This is a genomic window from Niveibacterium sp. COAC-50 (genome assembly GCF_013184235.1).
GTDB classification, from domain to species: Bacteria; Pseudomonadota; Gammaproteobacteria; order Burkholderiales; family Rhodocyclaceae; genus Niveibacterium; species Niveibacterium microcysteis.
The window spans coordinates 74,769-92,073 of the sequence record NZ_JABCJM010000006.1 but is presented as its reverse complement, the minus strand read 5'-3'; the positions used below and the strand labels follow the sequence as shown (position 1 = coordinate 92,073).

17 protein-coding genes are annotated in these 17,305 nt (G+C 65.5%); 8 read left to right on the top strand and 9 right to left on the bottom strand.

Going from position 1 to position 17,305, the window contains the following annotated elements; genetic code table 11:
- The first annotated feature begins 77 nt into the window (after positions 1-77).
- The 4 genes from HH302_RS18840 to HH302_RS18825 all read left to right on the top strand — a co-directional run bounded on the left by HH302_RS18840 (position 78) and on the right by HH302_RS18825 (position 2,879).
- Entirely contained in the window at positions 78-740 is a 663-nt protein-coding gene (locus tag HH302_RS18840; RefSeq protein WP_172203936.1) for a hypothetical protein, read from the top strand.
- A gap of 61 nt (positions 741-801) precedes the next feature.
- A complete protein-coding gene (locus HH302_RS18835; RefSeq protein ID WP_371814734.1) occupies positions 802-1,278 on the top strand; it encodes a WbuC family cupin fold metalloprotein in 477 nt (158 codons plus the stop codon).
- 3 nt (positions 1,279-1,281) lie between these two features.
- Positions 1,282-1,746, top strand: coding sequence for a tRNA (cytidine(34)-2'-O)-methyltransferase (locus HH302_RS18830; RefSeq protein ID WP_172203934.1), 465 nt, complete (start codon positions 1,282-1,284; stop codon positions 1,744-1,746).
- Positions 1,747-1,811: 65 nt separating this feature from the next.
- Positions 1,812-2,879: a calcium:proton antiporter gene (locus HH302_RS18825; RefSeq protein WP_172203932.1), complete on the top strand. Its 1,068-nt coding sequence runs from the start codon at positions 1,812-1,814 to the stop codon at positions 2,877-2,879.
- Between the two features lie 6 nt (positions 2,880-2,885).
- On the opposite strand, the gene chrA is transcribed toward HH302_RS18825, so the two are convergent.
- From chrA to ptsP, 4 genes are all read right to left on the bottom strand, one after another.
- Entirely contained in the window at positions 2,886-4,232 is a 1,347-nt protein-coding gene (gene chrA, locus HH302_RS18820; protein WP_172203930.1) for a chromate efflux transporter, read from the bottom strand.
- 125 nt (positions 4,233-4,357) lie between these two features.
- Positions 4,358-6,097: a PTS fructose-like transporter subunit IIB gene (locus HH302_RS18815; RefSeq protein WP_172203928.1), complete on the bottom strand. Its 1,740-nt coding sequence runs from the start codon at positions 6,095-6,097 to the stop codon at positions 4,358-4,360.
- Between the two features lie 45 nt (positions 6,098-6,142).
- Positions 6,143-7,123 (bottom strand): 1-phosphofructokinase, encoded by a 981-nt coding sequence (pfkB, locus tag HH302_RS18810; RefSeq protein ID WP_172203926.1) that lies wholly within the window; start codon positions 7,121-7,123, stop codon positions 6,143-6,145.
- Positions 7,120-9,603 (bottom strand): phosphoenolpyruvate--protein phosphotransferase, encoded by a 2,484-nt coding sequence (gene ptsP, locus HH302_RS18805; RefSeq protein WP_172203924.1) that lies wholly within the window; start codon positions 9,601-9,603, stop codon positions 7,120-7,122. The genes pfkB and ptsP overlap by 4 nt, the downstream gene beginning before the upstream one ends.
- A gap of 236 nt (positions 9,604-9,839) precedes the next feature.
- Between ptsP and HH302_RS18800 the strand changes: the two genes are divergently transcribed.
- Positions 9,840-10,838, top strand: coding sequence for a LacI family DNA-binding transcriptional regulator (locus tag HH302_RS18800; RefSeq protein ID WP_172203922.1), 999 nt, complete (start codon positions 9,840-9,842; stop codon positions 10,836-10,838).
- A gap of 9 nt (positions 10,839-10,847) precedes the next feature.
- Here the strand turns inward: HH302_RS18800 and HH302_RS18795 are convergent, their stop codons facing one another.
- The 5 genes from HH302_RS18795 to HH302_RS18775 all read right to left on the bottom strand — a co-directional run bounded on the left by HH302_RS18795 (position 10,848) and on the right by HH302_RS18775 (position 13,583).
- Positions 10,848-11,834, bottom strand: a complete 987-nt coding sequence (locus HH302_RS18795) for an NAD(P)H-dependent glycerol-3-phosphate dehydrogenase (protein WP_172203920.1) — start codon at positions 11,832-11,834, stop codon at positions 10,848-10,850.
- Between the two features lie 76 nt (positions 11,835-11,910).
- Entirely contained in the window at positions 11,911-12,351 is a 441-nt protein-coding gene (locus HH302_RS18790) for an SH3 domain-containing protein (protein WP_172203918.1), read from the bottom strand.
- Between the two features lie 6 nt (positions 12,352-12,357).
- Positions 12,358-12,816 carry a protein-export chaperone SecB gene (gene secB, locus HH302_RS18785; protein ID WP_172203916.1) on the bottom strand — a complete coding sequence of 153 codons (459 nt, stop codon included), beginning with the start codon at positions 12,814-12,816 and terminating at the stop codon, positions 12,358-12,360.
- 81 nt (positions 12,817-12,897) lie between these two features.
- A complete protein-coding gene (gene grxC / locus HH302_RS18780) occupies positions 12,898-13,164 on the bottom strand; it encodes a glutaredoxin 3 (protein WP_172203914.1) in 267 nt (88 codons plus the stop codon).
- Positions 13,165-13,172: 8 nt separating this feature from the next.
- A complete protein-coding gene (locus HH302_RS18775) occupies positions 13,173-13,583 on the bottom strand; it encodes a rhodanese-like domain-containing protein (RefSeq protein ID WP_172203912.1) in 411 nt (136 codons plus the stop codon).
- Between the two features lie 156 nt (positions 13,584-13,739).
- On the opposite strand from HH302_RS18775, the gene gpmA reads away from it, so the two are divergent.
- From gpmA to HH302_RS18760, 3 genes are read left to right on the top strand one after another with little or no spacing between them, the layout of a single operon-like run.
- The gene (gpmA, locus tag HH302_RS18770; protein ID WP_172203910.1) at positions 13,740-14,486 is read left to right on the top strand and encodes a 2,3-diphosphoglycerate-dependent phosphoglycerate mutase; all 747 of its coding nucleotides are present in this window, start codon (positions 13,740-13,742) and stop codon (positions 14,484-14,486) included.
- A gap of 49 nt (positions 14,487-14,535) precedes the next feature.
- Positions 14,536-15,813, top strand: a complete 1,278-nt coding sequence (locus HH302_RS18765) for a murein hydrolase activator EnvC (protein WP_172203908.1) — start codon at positions 14,536-14,538, stop codon at positions 15,811-15,813.
- A gap of 55 nt (positions 15,814-15,868) precedes the next feature.
- On the top strand, positions 15,869-17,269 hold the full coding sequence (locus tag HH302_RS18760; RefSeq protein ID WP_172204157.1) for a S41 family peptidase: 1,401 nt from the start codon (positions 15,869-15,871) through the stop codon (positions 17,267-17,269).
- Positions 17,270-17,305 lie beyond the last annotated feature (36 nt).

The window sequence follows — 17,305 nt, the reverse complement described above, 5'->3', positions numbered from 1 at the left end:
CGCAAAGTTTTGTAAGGCTTTGCGTCCGCGGGTTGCGCGCGGATAATCGCGCCACATCGATTTGGAGGGATTTCCGCATGAGAGCACTTCGCATTGCCGTAGCCGTTGCCGCCGTTGCCGCTGCCAGCCAGGCACACGCCGTGGGTGTTGGCGTACGCGCGGGCACAACCGGTATTGGTGCCGACGTTGGCTTCAGCGTTGCACCGACGCTGCTCGCACGGGTTGGTTACTCCTACCTGAACTACAGCAACACCGTCGAAGTGACCGACGTCAAATACGACGGCAAGCTCAAGCTGTCGAACGGAAGCTTGCTGCTCGACTGGAGCCCGCTGGGCCCGTTCCGCATCACCGGCGGCCTGATCCTCAACGACAACAAAGTCGACGTCACCGGCACGCCGACGGGCAGCACCTACACGATCAACGGCAATACCTACCCGGCCGCCGCAGTCGGCACGCTGAATGGCACCGTCAAGGTGGGCAACAAGGCGGCGCCTTACCTGGGCATTGGCTACGGCAACGTCGCCACCGCAGGCGTGAACTTCTACTTCGACCTCGGTGTGGTATTCCAGGGGACGCCGAAGGCGGAGCTGACCGCCAACTGCGGCAGCGCAATCGTCGGCACGCCGGCCTGTTCGCAACTGCAGAGTGACGTTGCGGCTGAGCAGGCCAAGCTTGCTGATGACCTGAAGAAGTTCCAGTACTACCCAGTTGCCAACATCGGCATCACGATTGGTTTCTGATCGCCTCGTTGCGGTCTTGGCGGGCGCCTGCGGGCGCCCGTCGTCGTTTCAGGAGTTGCATGTGACCCGCTCGCTTTTGCTTGACTCGTCGCTGTTGGCGCCGGCGCTGGATGCGGCGAAGGATGCGCCACGCCGACGCAAGAACCTCAACCTGCATACCTCGACCGACGCTCCGGCGCAGCGTTTCTTCAACGCGATGGAGCCGGACAGCTATGTGCGTCCGCACCGGCATCTGGACGCCGGCAAAGAGGAGACTTTGCTGGTGGTTCGCGGCAGCGTCGGCGTATTTGAATTCGATGACGACGGTGCGGTGATCCGCGCTGCGCGCTTGTCAGCTGGCAGCGATGCCTTCGGTCTTCATGTGCCGCTTGGCGTCTGGCATTCGCTCGTCGCACTTGAGTCGGGTACGGTGTTCCTCGAGGTGAAGGGCGGGCCGTATGTGCCTTTTTCGCCCGAAGACTTTGCGTCCTGGGCACCCGCCGAGGGCGACGCCGCGGCGGCGGACTTCATCGCTGCGCTGCGCCGCAAGCTGGACTGAACCATGCTGGACATCGTGCTCGTTCACCCCGAGATCCCGCCCAACACCGGCAACGCGATCCGGCTGAGTGCCAACGTTGGCGCCCGGCTGCATCTGGTGGAGCCGCTGGGTTTCGATCTCTCTGACAAGCAGCTCAAGCGTGCCGGCCTCGACTACCACGACCTCGCACATGTCACGGTACATCCGGACTGGGCTGCCTGCCGTGCGGCACTCGCCGGCAAGCGGTTCTTCGCGCTGACTTCGCGCGGCACAGTGCGCTACGACACCGTGCGCTATACGCCGGACGATGTGCTGGTGTTCGGCTGTGAAACAGCCGGATTGCCGCAAGCGATTCGCGATGAATTCGATGCGGAACATTGCCTGCGTGTGCCGATGTTGCCGGGCAATCGCAGCATCAACTTGTCCAACACCGTCGCGCTGGTCGCTTACGAAGCGTGGCGGCAGCACGGCTTCGCGGCAGGCATCTGAGCGCACTGTCGCGCCAGCGGGCAGAATGACGGGCTGGTCGTCTGGGATTGGAAAGGACTGCTCGTATGCGTCATTGGCCTTTGCTGGTGCCCGTGGTGGCGATAGCCCTGCTTGGCGCGGCGCTCAATTTGCCGCTCGGTACGGCGCTGACGATTGCCTGCGTGGTGGCCTTGATGGCCGTTGTCATTGCGGCCGTCCATCACGCGGAGGTCGTTGCGCATCGGGTCGGCGAGCCCTTCGGCACGCTGGTGCTGGCGCTCGCGATCACGGTGATCGAGGTGGCGCTGATCGTCTCGATGATGCTTGCCGGCGGACCTGAAAAGGCGGCGCTCGCACGTGATTCGGTGTACGCCACGGTGATGATCATCTGCACTGGCGTAATCGGCGCCTGCCTCGCCGCTGGCGCCTTGCGCCACCGCGAACAGTCTTTTCGCACCGAAGGTGCCGGCCCCGCACTGGCTGCCCTGGTGACGATGGCCGCGATGGTGCTGGTGTTGCCGATCTTCACCACCTCGGCGCCTATTGCCCAGTACTCGACCTCGCAATTGGTGTTCATCGCGGCCGCGTCACTGGTGCTCTGGGCGGTCTTTGTCTTTGTGCAGACGGTGCGGCATCGCGACTACTTCTTGCCGCCGGACGATGCTCACGATGCCGACACGCACGCTTCGCCGCCGAGCAAGGCAGCGGCGCTCGCCAGCTTTGGCTTGCTGCTGGTGTCTCTGGTGGCGGTGGTCGGGCTCGCGAAGGTGCTTTCGCCGCAGATCGAGGCGGCGGTGGCTGCGGCTGGTGCGCCACAGTCGGTGATCGGTATTGCGATCGCGATGCTGGTGCTGTTGCCGGAAACCACAGCAGCATTGCGCGCCGCCATGGCGAACCGGCTGCAGACGAGCATGAACCTCGCGCTTGGCTCGGCTTTGGCCAGCATTGGCCTGACGATTCCGGTGGTCGTGCTGGCGGCAGTCTGGTTCGATCTGCCGCTGGTATTGGGGCTGGATCCGAAGGATTTGGTGTTGCTTGCGCTCGCGTGCCTCGTCAGCACGATCACGCTTGGCACCGGCCGCACGAACCTGATGCAGGGCGCGGTGCACCTGGTGATCTTTGCGGCCTTCCTGTTCCTCTCGCTGGTGCCTTGAGCCGGCTCAGCCGGCGAGCAGCCTGACCAGCAGGCCGGCAAGCGCGCAGGCGCCGATCACATGGATCACATTGCGTTTGAAGCGGAACAGCGCGATCGCAGCCGCTACCGCAATGGCCGCTGATATCGCATCGAAGCGGCCCGAGAACCCGGCCGGCCACAGCACGTGGTAGCCGAAGAACAGCGCAAGGTTGAGGATCACGCCGACCACCGCTGCCGTGATGGCGGTGAGTGGCGCGGTGAACTTCAGGTCGTTGTGCGTCGCTTCGACCAGCGGCCCGCCCGCGAGGATGAACAGGAAGGACGGCAGGAAGGTGAACCAGGTCACCAGTGTGGCCGCCACCGCGCCGGCGAGAAACAGGCTGTCGGGGCCGAACACCGCCTTCACATAGCCGCCGACAAAACCGACGAAGGCCACCACCATGATCAGCGGCCCGGGCGTTGTTTCACCCAGCGCGAGCCCGTCAATCATCTGCGTCGGCGTCAGCCAGCCGTAGTGGGTGACGGCACCCTGGTAGACGTACGGCAGCACCGCGTAGGCGCCGCCGAAGGTCAACAGCGCGGCCTTGGTGAAGAACCAGCCCATCTGCGTCAGATCGTGGCGCCAGCCAAAGTGCAGCGTCAGCAGGCCCATCGGGATCAGCCACAGCGCGGCGCCAACGATCGCGATGCTCATCAGCCTGCCCCAGCGGAAGCGCGCATGCGCCGGCGTTGGCGTGTCGTCGTCGATCAGCGCCAAGCCGTACGATTTCTGCGCGCTGCCGTGTCCGCCACCAGTCTTGAACGTTTCAGGCGCCACGCGGCCGCCGAAGTACCCGATCAGAGCCGCGGCCGCGACGATGGCTGGGAAGGGCAGGTTCAGCGCGAAGATCGCGACGAAGGACGCGGCCGCGATGCCCCACAGGATGCGGTTCTTCAGTGCCCTCGACCCGATGCGATGGGCCGCCTGCACCACGATTGCGGTAACCGCCGGTTTGATGCCGTAGAACAGCCCGGCGACCAGCGGCACATTGCCGAAGGCGATGTAGACCCACGACAGCGCGATCAGGATCAGCAGCGAGGGCAGCACGAACAGCGCGCCCGCCACGATGCCGCCCCAGGTGCGGTGCATCAGCCAGCCGATGTAAGTCGCCAGTTGCTGCGCCTCGGGGCCGGGCAGCACCATGCAGTAGTTCAGTGCATGCAGGAAGCGGCGCTCGGAGATCCAGCGGCGGCGCTCGACCAGTTCCGCATGCATGATCGCAATCTGCCCGGCGGGGCCGCCGAAGCTGATGAATCCGAGTTTCAGCCAGAACAGGAAGGCTTCGCGGAAGCTGACCGCTGGCGGCGCGGCGGAGGGTGAGGCTTGCGTCATGTCGGGGGCTCACGGATTGTCCAGGCTCGACGTGGCCCGGATCGTATGCGCGAGATTGTCGCCCGCAGAACGGAAAACGCCCACCGGTTTTAGCCGGCGGGCGTTGGCTTGCGTGAAGTGCTGCGTCAGGCGGTGGCTTCCACCGGCTTCTTCAGCGCATACAGCGCCACGGCGGTGACCGCAGTGCCCGCGACCAGCGCAAGGATGTAGCCGCCGAGGTTGCCCACCGCATTCGGGATCGGCAGCACGAACACGCCACCGTGCGGCACGCGCAGCGTGCAGCCCAGCACCATCGACAACGCGCCGGCGGTGGCCGAGCCGGCCATCAGTGCCGGGATCACGCGCAGCGGGTCTTTCGCCGCGAAGGGGATCGCGCCTTCGGTGATGAACGAAATGCCCAGCACTGCGGTGGCCTTGCCGGCTTCGCGTTCGTCTTCCGAGAAGCGGTTCTTGAACAGCATCGTCGCGAGCGCGATGCCCAGCGGCGGCGTCATGCCGGCGGCCATCACCGCGGCCATCGGTGCGAACACATCGCTACCGAGCAGGCCGGTGGCGAAGGCGTAGGCGGCCTTGTTGATCGGGCCGCCCATGTCGAAGGCCATCATCGAACCCAGCAGCAGGCCGAGGAACACCGCGCTGGAACCCTGCAGGCCCTTGAGCCATGCGGTGATCGCTCCGAGCACTGCAGCGACCGGCTCGCCGACCACGTAGTACATCAGCAGGCCGACGATGGTGGTGCCGAGCAGCGGCAGGATCAACACCGGCTTGAGGCCGTCGAGATTGCGGCCGAGCTGGATCTTGTCGTTGAGGAATTTCACCGTGTAGCCGGCAAGGAAGCCCGCGGCGATACCGCCGAGGAAGCCTGAGCCGATCGACGCGGCGATCATGCCGCCGATCATGCCGGGCGCGAGGCCGGGGCGATCCGCGATCGAGTGTGCGATGTAGCCGGCGAGGATCGGCACCATCAGCGCAAAGCCACTCTTCGCGCCGATCGTGAACAGCGTCCAGCCCAGCGTGCCCTTGTGTGCGTCGTCATACACATAGATGCCGCCCAGCGCGAAGCCGAGTGCGATCAGCAGGCCGCCCGCGACGACGAAGGGGATCATGAAGGACACGCCGGTCATCAAGTGCTTGTAGGCACCGGTGCGCGCGGCCGATTGCTGGGCCTTCACATCCTTCACCTTGTCGGCCATGTCAGCGGCGGCGCCCACGCGTGCTTCGGTCAGCGCAGTGCGGATCAGGGCCGCGCCGTCGTTGATGGCGGCCTTGGTGTTGGTCTCGTAGATGCGCTTGCCGGCAAAGCGGCTCTTGTCCACCTTGGTGTCGGCCGCGATCACGACGATCTCGGCATTCGCGATTTCATCGGCCGTCAGCGCGTTCTGCGCGCCGACCGAGCCTTGGGTCTCGACCTTGATCGTGCGGCCGACCGCCTTGGCGCCGCCTTCCAGGCCTTCTGCGGCCATGAAGGTGTGTGCGATGCCGGTGGGGCAGGAGGTGATCGCCACGATCTGCGGCATCGCCGGGTTGCGTGCAGCGGCGGCGGGCTGCGCTGCCGGCGAAGCGGCGCCTGCCAGGGCCTGGCGGATTACGCTGTCTGCGTCACGGATCGCCGGTGCGGTGGGGCCTTCGACGATCCGCTTGGCGCCGAAGCGGGCTTTGTCGACCTGTGTATCGGCGGCGATGATGACCAGATCGGCTGCTGCGATGTCGGCATCGCTCAGTGCGTTGCGGGTACCAACCGAACCCTGCGTTTCGACGCGGATCGTGTGGCCCAGCCGCGCAGCAGCTTGCTCAAGCGCTTCGGCGGCCATGAATGTGTGCGCGATGCCGGTGGGGCAGGCGGTCACGGCGACTATGCGTGCCATGGTGGATCTCCTCTTTTGGTGTGCTGTGTGGTGTGCGTGTCGGAGTCAGGCGACTACGGTGGTGCGTATGCGTTCGGCGAGTGCGCGTACCTCATCCGGTGCCGGCAGATGCGGCCCGAGCCTGGTGAGCTTGGCTGCCGAAAAAGCGGTTGCGAGCTGCGCGGCGGCCTTGAGGCTTGCGCGTTCCAGCGTTGCGGCCACGATGCCGGCCACCATCGCGTCACCGGCACCGACGGTGCTGACGGGCTCGATCTCCGCGGGGTGTGCCAGCAGCGCTTCTTCGCGATTCAGGAACAGCGCGCCATCGCCGCCCATCGAGACGACCAGGGTGCGGAGTGCCGGCGTGTCGTGCAGCAGCGTGCGGCCTGCTGCGACGACTGCGTCGACGTCCGGCAGCGCATGGCCGACCAGTTCGGCGAGTTCGTCGCGGTTCGGTTTTGCGATATCCGGCCCGGCCGCGATCGCTGCGGCCAGTGCCGCACCGCTGGCATCGAGCAGGCTACGCCCGCCGCGCTGGCGTACCGCTTCGATCAGGCGGGCATAGATTTCGGCCGGCCAACCTGGAGGCAGGCTGCCTGCGAGCACAACCCAGCCAGCCTGCGGTAGCAGGGCATCCAGGCAAGCCTCGAAGTGAGCCGTCGCCTGTGCGATGGCATCAGCGGAAAGGCTGGGGCCGGGCATGTTCACGTCGGTGGTCTCGCCGGTTGCGCGGTCTACCAGTTTGGTGTTGATGCGGGTCAGGCCGTCGAGGTAGTGGAAGCGGTTGTCGATCTGCTTTGCGGCAAACAGTGCCTCGAACTGCGCGGCGTTGTCACGCCCGAGCAGGCCACTGACTGCTGTCGGCACGCCATAGTCGGCGAGGCAGGACGCGACGTTGATGCCCTTGCCGCCCACGTCGGCCTGCATGCTCAGCGCGCGGTTGACCTCGCCAAGCTTGAGCTCACTCACCGCGATCGTGTGATCCAGCGCCGGGTTCAGCGTGAGCGTCAGCACCACGGGGCTGCGGGATGTAGCGATCGAGTTCATAGCGCGCGCACCGCTTCAGGGGTGCTGGCCGCGACCGCGCGTTCGGCCAGTGTCTGCATGGCGGCGAGCGACTCGCTGCGTAGTGCGGCCTTCACCGACGCGACGTCCTGCGCGCTCATCGACAGTTCATCGACGCCGAGGCCGGTGAGGATGCGGGCGCCCAAGGGGTCCCCCGCAAGGCCGCCGCACACGCCCACCCATGTGCCGGATGCCTTTGCGGCCCGTACGGTACTGGCGATCAACGTCAGCACCGCGGGGTGCAGGCTATCGGCCTGAGCGGCCAGATCCGGGTGCTGGCGGTCGATCGCCAGCGTGTATTGCGTCAGGTCGTTTGTGCCGATCGAGAAGAAGTCGACCAGCGGCGCGAAGCGGTCGGCCATCACCGCGACGGCGGGCACTTCCACCATGATGCCGATCGGCACCACCGGGCCATCCACCTGCGCACGGGCACGGGCGCAATGGGTGCGAAGGGCTTCGATCTCGACGGTGTGCGTGACCATCGGGAACATGATCTTGATCGGGCCGTGTTTGGCTGCGCGATACAACGCGCGCAACTGGGTGTAGAGCAGGTCCTGGCGGGTCAGCAGCAGGCGCGCGCCACGCACGCCGAGGAAGGGGTTTTCTTCCGCCGGCAGGTTCAGGTAGGGCACCTGCTTGTCGCCGCCGATGTCCAGCGTGCGGATGATCAGCGGCCGGCCGGCCATCACCTCGGTCATCTCGCGGTAGATGCGGTATTGCTCGTCCTCGTCCGGCGCGGTGTCGCGCTCCAGGAATAGAAACTCGGTGCGCATCAGGCCCACGCCCTCTGCGCCAGCCTCGATCGCCGCGGCGGCCTGCTTGGCGTTGGCGACGTTGGCTGCGATTTCGACGCGGTGGCCGTCGGTTGTTTCGGCGGGCTGGTGGCGGCTTTCGCGCAGGGCGGCACGGGCGGCGGCCTGTGCGGCGATAACCGCTTCGGCGCGGTCGAGGTCGGCGCCCGCCACATCAAGGTACACCGCGCCGACGCTGCCATCGATCACCGCCTTGCTGCCCTCGGGAGCCGCGAGGAGCGCGCTGCCGGCGGCGACGATGGCCGGCAGGCCCAGCGTGCGGGCGAGGATGGCGGTGTGCGAAGTCGGCCCGCCGCCACTGATCGCAAGGCCGACGATGAAGCGCATGTCGAGCTGCAGCGTGTCGGACGGCGTCAGGTCTTCGGCGACCAGGATGCTCGGTGCGTTCAGCACCATGCGCTGGCGTGTCACGCCGAGCAGGGTGCCCAGCACCCGCTCGCTGACGTCGCGCAGATCGGTGGCGCGGGCGGCGAGCAGCGGATCGGCGAGGCTCTGCAATTTCTCTACGCGCGCCTTGATCACATGCTGCCAGGACCATGCCGGGCCGTGACCGTGCAGGATCTGCACCATGGCATCGCGCAGCAGTTCGGCGTCGCTTAGCAGTTCGCGATGCGCGCTGAAGATGGCTGCCTCATTGGCGCCAAGGCGGCTGCGGGTTTCCGCTTCGAGCACGCTGAGCGCATCGCGCACCTTCAGCACCGCGGCTTCCAGCGCTTCGCCGTCGGCGATGACGTCACCCGGGGTGTCCTGGATGTCGAAGCGCTGCGCGGCGTGATGCACCAGCTGGCCGATTGCGAGGCCGGGGCTCGCGCCAAGGCCGTAGAGCGTTTGTGAGGCGTGCTCGGGCAGCCAGTCTGGCGCCTGGCGGCGCGCTGCCATCGCGTTGCGGCGTGCGCGCTCGGCATCGGCCTGTTCCTCGGACGACAGCGTACGCATCACTTCCAGCATGGCGTCGACCGCGCGGCGTGCGTCGTTGCCGCGTGCGGCAACATTGAGTGTGTCGCCGCGCGTGGCGCCGAGCGAGAGCAGGCCGGTGAGCGCTTTTGCGTCAGCGAACTCCAGCCCTTTGACGATGCGGATCTCGCTGCTGAAACGCTTGGCAACCTCGGTCCAGCGTGTCGCCGGGCGGGCGTGCAAGCCATTCGGATAGTCCAGCGCCCAGCTCGCCTCGGCGTCGGCCGGCCAAGGCAGCGCGACCGGGGCGGGGAAGGGCGGTGCCGCGGGGACGTCGGCCAGCGCGCTCACGATCAGCTCCGGGTCATCCGTTTCGACCAGCATCTCGATGCTCTCGGGACGCTGCATCAGGCGGGTCAGGCGCCGAAGCAGGGCAATGTGTTCGTCGGACTGTGCCGCGATCGCGACGATCAGCCGCGCGGGCTCGCCGTCTTTCCAGCTCACGCCGTTCCGGATCTGCACCACGGCCACACCGGTACGGCGGATCAGGTGACGGTCGTCGACCATGCCGTGCGGTATCGCGACCGTTGCTCCCAGCAGCGTATTCGCGACTTCTTCGCGCTTGAGCAGGCTGTCTACATAGCCCGGCTCGATGTAGCCGGCCTCAACCAGAAGTTGCCCCGCAAGGCGGATCGCAGCCGTCTTGTCGGTGGCCTGAGCGTTCAGCAAAACGCACTTGCTTGTAATCGTTTCCATCGCCTACTCCGAGCGTGCATGCCAAGATTGGATGTTCTCTTTGTAATCGATTACATTTGATGTGTCAAAGATTTTTATTTATCCCCCGCTTGTTCGGGCTTCAAAGCCTTTGCTGGATGGAGGGTGGGTCCGTGAATAAAAGCGTTCCAGCAAGAAAATTGCTGCTCAGAACGCACACCTCCCGGGTTTTGGGGCAGAATGAATGCGTAATCGATTACATTGCGGCGGGGTAGGGCATGGCTCGGATCATTGATGTGGCGAAACACGCGGGGGTGTCTGTGGCCTCCGTCTCCCGCGTGCTGTCCGGCTTGCCTGGCGTCAGCGAAGACACCCGGGCGCGCGTCCAGGCCGCCGCGAAGGCACTGAACTACCGGCCTGACCTGGCGGCGCGGCGACTGCGCTCGCGCCGTACGGACACCATCGGGCTGATCGTGTCGGATATCCGTAACCCCTTCTTTACCGAGGTCAGCCGCGCGGTGGAGGACATGGCCTACGAACACGGCCAGCGCGTTATCCTGTGCAATGCCGATGAGGACCCGGAGAAGGAGGCCTTCTATCTGGAGCTGATGCACAACGAGAACGTCAGCGGCGTGATCCTGTCGCCGACGCTGCAACTGCTCTCGCAGTTCCGCGCGAGCGACTACACCTTCCCGGTGGTGCTTGTTGACCGTTGCGAACGTAGCACCGAGGCCGATGCCGTGGTGCTCGACAACGTCGACGCGGCCTACCGCCTGACTGAACACCTGATCGAGCGCGGCCACCGCCGCATCGCCTTTCTGTATGGCGCGGGCAGTGCGACGGGTCAGCAGCGGAACGAGGGCTACTCGCTGGCGATGGCGCGCGCCGGATTGGCTGCGCAAGCCTCCGCCTTGCGGCCGGTGGTGGCCGATGCGCGCGATGCCGCGCTTGAGCTCCTCGCCGGTCGGCAGCCGCCCGAGGCGCTCATGGCAAGCAACGGCCTGCTATTGCTCGGGGTTGCAGAAGCGGTGCGGGAGCTGGGCCTGCCGTGCCCGGAACGTATCGCCGTGGCAGGCTTCGATGACCTGCCTTGGGTCCGCTTGGTGGATCCGGGCTTTACTGTGATTGCACAGCCCACCTACGACATCGGGCATGCCGCGATCGAATTGCTGTTGCAGCGCATAGCGCAGCCATCGCAGGCGGTTCGCCGCGTGGTGCTGCGCGGTGAGCTGATCGTCCGTGGTTCTACGGCGCAGCGCGTCACCGCGCCGGCCTGAGCGCCAGCTTCAGCCTTCGATCTTGGGGTCGCGCGCGAGCAGGCGCTCGACCGCTTCGCGTGGCGGCAACCCCTCGTGCAGCACCGCGTCGACTGCCGCGGTGATCGGCATGTCCACGCCGAGCCTGCGCGCCAGCGCGGCCACTTCACGCGCAGTCGGCACCCCTTCGGCGACATGGCCCAGGCTGTCGAGGATCTCGTCGAGCTTGCGGCCTTCGGCCAGGGCGAGGCCGACGCGGCGGTTGCGCGACAGATCGCCGGTACATGTGAGGATGAGGTCGCCTACGCCAGCGAGGCCGCTGAAGGTTTCACGACGCCCGCCAAGTGCGAGGCCGAGGCGCGTGATCTCGGCCAGGCCGCGCGTGATCAGCGCGGCGCGGGCGTTGAGCCCGAAGCCCATGCCGTCGCAGATGCCGGTTGCAATCGCCAGCACATTCTTCACCGCACCGGACACCTCGGCGCCGACCACGTCGTCCGCCGCGTAGATGCGCAGCCGGTTGTGATGCAGCTGTGCCGCCCAATGCGTTGCAAAAGCGAGCGAATTGCCGGCAAGCGTGACGGCGCCAGGAAGCCCGGCCGCAACTTCCTGCGCAAAACTCGGGCCGGTCAGCACTGCAACCGGGTGTGCGGCACCAAGCTCGTCCGCCGCAATATCGTGTGGCAGCTTGCCGGTGCCGGCCTCCAGCCCCTTGCAGGCCCAGATTACCGGGAGCGACGGCGCCAGTTCGGCGACCGAGCGAAGGCAGAAACGCAGGCCGGCCGTGGGTGTGACAACCAGCACCAGGTCCGCGCCGGAGAAGGCTTCGGCGTGCGAGTCGACAACGTCGACCGATGCTGGCAGTTTCACGCCGGGTAGCAACGGATTTTCGCGCGAGCTGCGCAACTGCGCCTGAAGGTCGGTCTCCCGCCCCCACAGTGCGATCGAATGGCGCGCGGAAAAGCTGAGGGCCAGTGCAGTCCCCCAAGCGCCCGAACCCAGGATGGCGATGCGGCTCATGGTGCTTTCACTCTAGGCTGGTTGGCGGGAAAGTGCGTGGCAGGCAGCGCGCTGGCGCTGCCGCACGCTGGGGGCATCAGTCGCCCCAGACATCCTGGGCGCGGGCGAAGCCGCTTGCGCCGTCGCGATGTTTGACGCGGACCCAGCCGGAACTCAGCTTCTCGCCGAACTCAAGGATGACATCCTTCTCGGCGCGGAAAGCCACCGGGCTGGCGGCGTCGGCCTGCTGGTAGATGTCGGCGGTGGCCGCGGTGACGATCACGGTGCGGGCATTGGCGAGCGATTTACGCTCGATCCAAGCGATGCCACCCGATGCGTCACGGACCTTGGCCCACTGATCCAGCCCGACGATCAGTTCGACCGGCGTACCGCGCTGGATCACGAAGAGCTTTTTGCCTTGCTTCGAGGGTGCGTCGTAGAGCACCGCCACCTCGTTCACGGCACGGAATTCAAGCGCCGCCGCGGCGCCCGGAAAGGCGATCGCGGCGGCGGACAGCCAGGCTGCAAGTGCGCGCATGCGTGATTACTGGATCACCACGTCGCTGCCAGCGGCTTGCTGCTGTTCCTGGCGGGCCTGGTACAGCGCTTCGAAGTTCACCGGGGCCAGCAGGATCGGCTGGAAGCCGGCGCGGGTGATCGCGTCGGAGACGGCTTCACGGGCGTACGGGAAGAGGATGTTGGCGCAGCCGATCATCGTCACCGGCTGAACATCGGCTTCGGCGAAGTTGCGGATCTGGAACACGCCGCACTGGGCGACTTCAACCAGGAACACGGTCTTCTCGCCCGAGGTGGCCTTGACGGTGACGTTCACCACGACGTTGTAGTAGCCGTCGTCAACCTTGTTGGCGGCGGTGTTCAGCTCGACGGCGATCTGCGGCGCTTCGCGCTCGAGGAAGATCTGCGGCGCGTTCGGCACCTCGATCGAGAGATCCTTGACGTAGAGTTTTTCGATCGAGAAGACCGGTTGTGCTTGTTCGCTCATTTTTTACTGCCTGGTGTGGTGATGTTGAATGGGGCGCAGGCGAGGAGCCTGCAAACGAAACTGGATTATGCCCGACCGCGTTCAGGCGTCCGGGCCGGCAAGCAGCGGATCAAGCTCGCCGGCATGATCCAGTGCATACAAGTCGTCGCAGCCGCCAATGTGGCGTTCGCCGATGAAGATCTGCGGCACGGTACGCCGGCCAGTGATCTCCATCATGTGGTCGCGCTGGGCGGGATCAAGGTCGATGCGGATCTTTTCGATCTCGCTCACGCCCTTGCGCCGCAACAGCTGCTCGGCGCGCACGCAGAACGGGCACACAGCGGTGGCGTACATCACGACTTTTGCCATGGTGTGCCTCAGCCCTTGACGACCGGGTGGTTGTCCTTGCGCCACAGGGCGATGCCGCCAGAAAGGTTGTAGGCCTTCTCGATGCCTGCTGCCTTCAGTGTGCCCAGCGCGCTGTTGGAACGGGCGCCGCTCTGGCAGACCAAGATGATCGGCTTATTCTTGAACTTCGCCAGTTCGCCGGCGCGCTTTGCCAGTTCGCCGAGCGGAATGTTTCGCGCATTCGGCAGGTGGCCGCTGGCGAACTCGTCCGCCTCGCGCACATCCACGACGATTGCATTCTCACGGTTGATCAGAAGTGTGGCCTCGACCGGCGTGACGCCGCTGGCGCCCCCGCGGCCACGCATGAATTCGGCAATCAGCATGGCGCCAGAGACGACAGTGATCACGACAAGGAAGACGTTTTGCTTGATGAACTCCATGATCCAACTCAGAAAGCGGCCTAAAAGCGGGAAGTGCGGTGGCCGAATCCGATAAAATACCACCATCTCGCGCAGGACGCCTTTGACGGGCTTCCGTTCCAGACCGGGCGCGGTTGATGTGTCCCCCTAGCAAAAACACGTGTTTCAGGAGTCTGTATGTACAAGATCGTTCTGATGCGCCATGGTGAGTCCACCTGGAACCTCGAAAACCGCTTCACCGGCTGGACCGACGTGGACCTGACCCCGAAGGGCGTCGAGGAAGCCAAGACCGCCGGCAAGCTGCTGAAGGAAAAGGGCTACTCGTTTGATCTGGCCTTCACTTCGGTGCTCAAGCGCGCGAACAAGACGCTCAATACCGTGCTGGAAGAAATCGACCAGCTGTGGCTGCCGGTGGTGCACTCGTGGCGCCTGAATGAGCGTCACTACGGCGCGCTGCAAGGCCTCGACAAGGGCGAGACCGCGGCCAAGTTCGGTGACGAGCAAGTCAAGATCTGGCGCCGTTCGTACGACGTACCGCCGCCCGCGCTGGAAGAAGGCGACGCACGCCTGAACACCAATGACCCGCGCTACCACGACCTGCCGGCCGCCGAGTTCCCGCGCACCGAGTGCCTGAAGGATACGGTTGCCCGTTTCGTGCCCTACTGGCTCGAAACCATCGCGCCGGAAGTGAAGGCTGGCAAGCGCGTGATCATCGCCGCCCACGGCAACAGCCTGCGTGCGCTGATCAAGTACCTCGACAACATGTCGGAAGCCGAGATCCTCGAGCTGAACATCCCGACGGCCCAGCCGCTGGTGTATGAGCTCGACGCCGACCTCAAGCCGATCAAGCACTACTACCTCGCTGATCCGGACGTGATCGCCGCTGCTGCTGCGGCTGTTGCGAACCAGGGCAAGGCCAAGTAAGACCGGCTGGTTCGTGATTCGATCCTTACCGATCGGGGCGAGGGGCGCTTTGGCGCTCCTCGCCCTTTTGTTTGCGACCGCCGGCAGTGCGGCGACGCGCAACACCGCAGAGATCGACGCCCGCAAGGCCGATCTCGATGAACTCCACCAGCGGATTCGTGGGCTGCAGGAGGAAATCGCCTCATCCGAAGCGTCGCGGAGCGAGGCCGCAGATGAGCTTTCCGGCGCCGAGAAGGCGATTTCCGCCGCGCGTCGTCGCCTGCGCGAGATCGCAGCCGAGCGGGCCGCGACCGAAGCCGAGATTGCGCAGCGCGAAGCCGAGCGCGACGCCGTCGCGGCAAAGCTGGAGGCCCAGCGCAAGGCGCTCGGTGACACACTCTTTCGTTACTACGTGTTCGGCCGCCGTGCCGGCACGCGCGCCCTGCTGAGTGCGGATGATCCGAACCAGATCGCGCGCGATGCGTACTACCTTGAGCGTCTCGCCGAGGCGCGCCAGCGTGAGATCGAAGCGGCCCGCCAAACACTCGCCGAGCACGAACGCCTGATCGAGGAAGTCCGTCAGCGGCGCGAGCAAATCGCGGCACTCGAGCGCGAGCAGGCCGCGGAGACCGCCGAACTGCAACGTGAGCAGAAGCAGCGCGCCGAAGTGCTCGCGCGGATCCAGGACAAGATCAAGGCGCAGCGGCGCGAGGTCAGCTCACTCAAACAGGATGAGAAGCGGCTCGGCAAGCTGCTCGATGGCCTTTCGCGCCTGCCGCCACCGCGTAAGCCGGTGAAGCCCAAACTGGCCGCAAAACCGGCACCCGAAGTTGCCGGAAAATCGTCGGCCGAGCGCCCGCCGACGACAGGTGCCAAGACGCCAGAAGCGCCAGCAAGCGAACCGGTAACCGGCAAGGCCGAGGAAGCTGCCGACGATAGCGTGCCGTCGATCGCCTTCGGCGAATTGAAGGGCAAACTCAAATGGCCGGTGCGCGGTGAACTTGTCGGCCGCTTTGGTGCTCCAAGGGCGGAAGGCGGCGCGCAATGGAAGGGCGTCTTCATCCGCGTTGCGAGCGGCGACGTCCGCGCAGTTGCCGCTGGTCGGGTCGTGTACGCCGACTGGCTGCGCGGCTTCGGCAACTTGGTCATCATCGACCACGGCGATGGTTATATGACTGTCTACGGCAACAACGAGGCGCTCTACAAACCGGCTGGCACCTCGGTGCGCGCCGGCGACCCGATCGCGAGCATTGGCGCAAGCGGGGGCAGCGAGGAATCGGGTTTATACTTTGAAATCAGGCATCACGGTCAGGCGCAGGATCCCGCGAAATGGGTCGGATCGCGTTGAAGAACCAGTGAGCCGGACCGATACAACAGAGAACCAGATGGCACAGGAAACAAAGATGCGCGGCAAGTTGCAGCAGGCGGGGTTGGTGATGGTTGGCTTGTGCGCGGGTGTTGCGCTGAGCCTCAACTATTCCGCCAGCGCCAACAAAGAAGCCGCTGCGCCGCTGCCGGTGGAAGAGCTGCGCGCCTTCGCCGAGGTGTTCAACGCCATCAAACAGGGCTACGTCGAGCCGGTCGAGGACAAGAAGCTGATCACCAACGCGATCAGCGGCATGCTCTCCGGCCTAGACCCGCATTCGACCTATCTCGACCCGGAGGCCTACAAGGATCTGCAGGTTGGCACGCAGGGCGAGTTTGGCGGGTTGGGCATCGAAGTCGGCATGGAAGACGGCTTCGTCAAGGTCATCTCGCCGATCGAAGATACGCCGGCCTTCCGCGCCGGGGTGCGCCCGGGTGATCTGATCATCAAGCTCGACGACACTGCGGTGAAGGGCATGACCCTGAACGACGCGGTAAAGAAGATGCGCGGCAAGCCGAAGACCTCGATCAAGCTGACGATCGCTCGCAAGGGTGAGAACAAGCCGATTGAGCTGACGCTGATGCGCGAAGTGATTCAGGTGCAAAGCGTGAAGGCGCGGATGGTCGAGCCGGGCATTGCCTACCTGCGCGTTGCACAGTTCCAGGAAAACACCGCGCCGGCGATCGCCAAGGAGCTGACCAAGCTCGACAAGCAGGGCATCAAGGCGATCGTGCTGGATCTGCGCAACGATCCGGGCGGCTTGCTGCATGCCGCCGTCGGTGTATCGGGTGCCTTCCTGCCGGCGCAGACGCTGGTGGTGTCGACCGACGGCCGTACCGACGATTCGCGTCACAAGTTCTACGTTGCACCGCAAGACTACCTGCGTGGCAGCAAGGATGACTTCCTGAAGACGGTGCCGGCCGCCGCGAAGAACGCGCCGATGGTGGTGCTCGTGAACGGTGCGAGTGCGTCAGCGTCTGAAATCGTTGCTGGCGCGCTGCAGGATCACAAGCGCGCCGTGGTGGTCGGGACGCAGACCTTCGGCAAGGGCTCGGTGCAGAGCATTCTGCCGCTGGCCGGCAACACCGCGATCAAACTGACGACGGCGCGTTACTACACGCCTAGCGGCCGCTCGATCCAGGCCAAGGGCATCGCGCCGGATATCGTGGTCGATGACACGCCGAATGGCTCGTTCCAGCGTTTGCGCGAAGCGGACCTGGAGCGTCATCTGGAAACCCCGGCCGCGGCGCCTGAAGCCGCGCCAGCGAAGGCCGAGCCAAGCGCCAAGGCGAAGCCGGCGGGCAAGGGCAAGGAGAAGGACGGTGAGGAGCAGGATGCGCCGCTCGCACCGTTTGAAATCGGTGGCAAGAACGACCATCAACTGGCGCAAGCGCTCAACGTGCTGAAGGGCATGCAGATCGTCCAGAAGACACGCTGAAACCGCCTGCCACGTCGCGCCGGACGCGGTTCGGTG

Coding starts and splice junctions, on each gene's coding strand:
- secB (WP_172203916.1), bottom strand. CDS start 12,816: ATGAGCGAACAAGCACAACCGGTCTTCTCGATCGAAAAACTCTACGTC.
- HH302_RS18790 (WP_172203918.1), bottom strand. CDS start 12,351: ATGCGCGCACTTGCAGCCTGGCTGTCCGCCGCCGCGATCGCCTTTCCG.
- HH302_RS18830 (WP_172203934.1), top strand. CDS start 1,282: ATGCTGGACATCGTGCTCGTTCACCCCGAGATCCCGCCCAACACCGGC.
- HH302_RS18760 (WP_172204157.1), top strand. CDS start 15,869: ATGCGCGGCAAGTTGCAGCAGGCGGGGTTGGTGATGGTTGGCTTGTGC.
- grxC (WP_172203914.1), bottom strand. CDS start 13,164: ATGGCAAAAGTCGTGATGTACGCCACCGCTGTGTGCCCGTTCTGCGTG.
- HH302_RS18795 (WP_172203920.1), bottom strand. CDS start 11,834: ATGAGCCGCATCGCCATCCTGGGTTCGGGCGCTTGGGGGACTGCACTG.
- HH302_RS18815 (WP_172203928.1), bottom strand. CDS start 6,097: ATGGCACGCATAGTCGCCGTGACCGCCTGCCCCACCGGCATCGCGCAC.
- gpmA (WP_172203910.1), top strand. CDS start 13,740: ATGTACAAGATCGTTCTGATGCGCCATGGTGAGTCCACCTGGAACCTC.
- HH302_RS18825 (WP_172203932.1), top strand. CDS start 1,812: ATGCGTCATTGGCCTTTGCTGGTGCCCGTGGTGGCGATAGCCCTGCTT.
- HH302_RS18775 (WP_172203912.1), bottom strand. CDS start 13,583: ATGGAGTTCATCAAGCAAAACGTCTTCCTTGTCGTGATCACTGTCGTC.
- chrA (WP_172203930.1), bottom strand. CDS start 4,232: ATGACGCAAGCCTCACCCTCCGCCGCGCCGCCAGCGGTCAGCTTCCGC.
- ptsP (WP_172203924.1), bottom strand. CDS start 9,603: ATGGAAACGATTACAAGCAAGTGCGTTTTGCTGAACGCTCAGGCCACC.
- HH302_RS18840 (WP_172203936.1), top strand. CDS start 78: ATGAGAGCACTTCGCATTGCCGTAGCCGTTGCCGCCGTTGCCGCTGCC.
- pfkB (WP_172203926.1), bottom strand. CDS start 7,123: ATGAACTCGATCGCTACATCCCGCAGCCCCGTGGTGCTGACGCTCACG.
- HH302_RS18800 (WP_172203922.1), top strand. CDS start 9,840: ATGGCTCGGATCATTGATGTGGCGAAACACGCGGGGGTGTCTGTGGCC.